The organism is Sutterella sp. (assembly GCF_052272535.1).
Classification (GTDB): domain Bacteria; phylum Pseudomonadota; class Gammaproteobacteria; order Burkholderiales; family Burkholderiaceae_F; genus Sutterella.
Genome location: NZ_DAVZJY010000241.1, coordinates 1 through 3,309 on the forward strand (window position 1 = coordinate 1; position 3,309 = coordinate 3,309).

Sequence of the window (3,309 nt, forward strand, 5' to 3'; positions counted from 1 at the left end):
CGCTTGCCGCCGCTCCCGCTTCGGCGCGCGGCATCACCGTTGCGGTCGGCAGCTCCTTCACGACGCTTGACCCCTACAACGCCTCCGATCTCCTTTCGCGCACCGTTGCGAAGTCCTTCTACGAGGGCCTCTACGCCTTCGACAAGGACCTGAAGCCCCGCCCGCAGCTCGCCACGGGCTACGAGGTCTCGAAGGACGGCCTCACGTATACCTTTCATCTGCTCCCGGGCGTGAAGTTCCACGACGGCTCCGACTTCAACGCCGAGGCCGTGAAGCTGAACTTCGAGCGCGTCCTCAATCCCGCGAACCACCTCTCGCGCTACCGGCTCTTCAACTTCATCGACCGCATCGAGCCCGTGGACGACCTCACCGTGCGCTTCCACCTGAAGCGCCCCGTCGCGGGGATCATCCAGCGCTTGGCGAACGGCACGGGCGTGATGATCTGCCCGAGCACGTTGAAGACCATGGACGGCCGCGGGATCGCGTTCAATCCCTGCGGCACCGGACCGTACAAGATGAAGGAATACAACCCGAGCGAGCGGCTCGTGGCGGTGAAGAACCCCGACTATCACGTCAAGGGCCTGCCTAAGCTCGACTCGATCACGTGGCTCCCGGTGGCCGAGAACGCCACGCGCTCGGCGATGTTGAGGACGGGCGAGGCGGACTTCATCCACCCGATGCCCGTCGAGCAGGTGAAGGACCTCGAGAAGGATCCGAACCTGACGATCAGCATCGTGCCCTCGATTATGATGCGCTACCTCTCGATCAATAACATCCAGAAGCCCTTCGACGACGTGCGCGTGCGTCAGGCCGTGAGTTACGCGATCGACCGCGAGGCGCTCTGCAAGGTCGCGTTCTCTGGGTTCGCGCGTCCCGCCACGGGCGTCCTTCCGCCGCAGATCCCCGGAGCGGCGATCTTCGGCGAGCCCAAGTACAACCCGCAGAAGGCGCGCGAACTCCTCAAGGAGGCGGGCTACCCCAACGGCTTCACGACGAAGCTCTGGTCGGGGTACAACAACTCCACCTCCGGCAAGGTCATCCAGTTCATCCAGCAGCAGTTGGCGCAGGTAGGCATCAAGACCGAAACACGCACGCTTGAGGCCGGTCAGCGCGTCTCGCTCGTTGAGGCGAACAAGGTGCCTTCCGAGTCGCCCAACCGCCTCTACTACATCGGTTGGTCCAACTCCACGGTCGACCCCGACTGGGGCATGCGCCCGGTCTTCGACTCGCGCAGCTGGCCGCCGAAGCTCTCCAATGAGGGCTACTACGCCAACAAGCGCGTCGATGAGCTCTTCGACCTCGCCCAATCGGAGGTGGACGAGCAGAAGAGGAACGAGTACTACCGCGAAGCGCAGATGCTCATTTGGAACGAAGTCGCCGTCGCCTTCCTCGTCTACGAGGACAACACGGCCGCCTACAACAAGCACCTCGTGAACTTCCACGCGCTGCCCGACACCGGGTACGAGTTCTACGAGGCCGAGTGGAAGGAGTGAGTCCGGACGGCATTGTGGTGAGAAAGGGGCGGTGCGCGTTGGGCGGCCGCCCTATTTTTTTGAGTGAACCCACGGTGGCGGCTCCGCTTCCGGCCGCTACATGTCCTTCAGCTAAAATCCAAGGGCGGATAAGGAGGCACGGCATGAAGAACGGAGCGCTTCCCTTGGGGACCTCAAGCTTCGCAAAGCTGAGGGAGAGCTCGCAGATTTATGTGGACAAAACGGCGTTGATTTTTCAATTGGCCAGTTTGACGCAGAACTACTTTATTGCACGTCCCCGACGGTTTGGAAAATCCCTGCTGATTTCGACGATCGAGTCGTTGTTTCGTCACGGCCTGAGGGATTTCAAAGGCCTTAAAATCGCTTCGTTGTGGAAGCGAGTCCGAAATCTATCCAGTACTGCGTCTGGATTTCTCCATGTTGATTCAGGCGCGTACGGAGGCGGAATGGATGCGCAAAGCGCTTCTGATGCTGCGCATTGCCTGTGGACAAGCTGGAATTCACTGCCCATCCGTCAATGATCCGCTCGAAGCTTTCGCAGAAATTCTGTTTTCATCCGGCACGCGGGGACTTGTTCTCCTCATCGACGAATATGATGCGCCGCTCACGCATCATCTGCATGAGCCGGATGTGTTCGCTCTTCAGGAAGGATGTCTGGAGTCGCTTTTCTCGATCATCAAAAACGGGAACGAGTACCTGCGGTTCTTCATGATGACCGGCGTGACGAAGTTCAGCCATACCGGGATCTTTTCGGGCTTCAACGATCTGAAGGACATCTCCTGCGACGTCAACTTTGGCAGCCTCCTCGGCTATACCGACGGCGAAATCGAAACCTGCTTCGGTGAATATCTCGAAAATGCCGGCCGCGTAGTGAAGCTCGATAGAAAGGATCTTCTCAGCGCTCTGCGAAGGAACTACGACGGCTACTGCTTCACACCGGACACAAGCGTCCGCGTCTATGCGCCGTGGTCGGTGCTCAATTTTCTTCAGTCGCCGGAAAAAGGCTTCTTCAACTGGTGGTATGAGTCCGCCGGACAGCCGGCCGTACTTAAAAACTTTTCGGAGATCCGAGGTCTCGACTCCCCTTCAGTTTTCTTTAATGAAAGGAAGGTTGGCGTCGGGAAATTTTATGCGGGGCAAGAATATGAGGATCTCGACGAGACGCTGCTTCTCTTTCAGGCCGGATATCTTTCAATTGAAAAGTTTGGCGACAATGAAGTGAGCTTCCGGTATCCCAATGAAGAAGTCTCCGACTCGCTTGCAAGATACTGCGCGGAAAAGCTTCTGGGCGGCAGGAGCGCAGATGATGTCGGCATTGAAAATCTCATCCGTGCTCTGGATGCGGATGATCCTTCGCGCGTGATTGCCGACTTCAACAGAATATTAACGGGAATTCCGTGTGATTCTGCATTCATCGGGTCGGAAAATTGGTGCCGCAATGCTCTGGCACTGGTACTGCGGGGCGCCCGTGTCAGAACGGCGGCCGAGCGTCACAATGCCTTCGGAAGAAGTGATCTCGAGATCTTCCGCAGTCACGTCCACTGGTTTTTTGAATTCAAGTTCGCCCGCTCGAACGACCTTCTGGAACGTCGCCTCAACGAGGCGGAGGCACAGCTTCGCTCCCGCCGCTACGGTGAAGATGATCTTTCCGACCGTCGGATGATCCGCGTTGCCGCGGTCTTTCCCGGAACGAACAGACGAATCTCCGCCTGGCGCCGTGTGGACGACGCGAAGCCGTCCGACGCTTGACATCCTCTCCGTCCTGAAGGACGGAGATTCCCTACTGAGTCCTTACGCGTTTTGAGGCGCTTGGGGA

The 3,309-nt window shown here is 58.5% G+C and carries 3 protein-coding genes; all 3 read left to right on the top strand.

From position 1 onward, the window contains the following. A partial coding sequence (gene gsiB / locus ACT6Y9_RS09705) for a glutathione ABC transporter substrate-binding protein GsiB (RefSeq protein WP_443744374.1) occupies nucleotides 1–1,493 on the top strand: 1,493 nt, incomplete at its 5' end. 143 nt (nucleotides 1,494–1,636) lie between these two features. After that, nucleotides 1,637–2,014: an AAA family ATPase gene (locus ACT6Y9_RS09710; RefSeq protein ID WP_443744375.1), complete on the top strand. Its 378-nt coding sequence runs from the start codon at nucleotides 1,637–1,639 to the stop codon at nucleotides 2,012–2,014. Continuing rightward, complete coding sequence (locus ACT6Y9_RS09715; protein ID WP_443744376.1) at nucleotides 1,911–3,242, top strand: AAA family ATPase; 1,332 nt, start codon at nucleotides 1,911–1,913, stop codon at nucleotides 3,240–3,242. Before ACT6Y9_RS09710 ends, ACT6Y9_RS09715 begins: the two co-directional genes overlap by 104 nt. The last annotated feature ends 67 nt before the right edge of the window (nucleotides 3,243–3,309 follow it).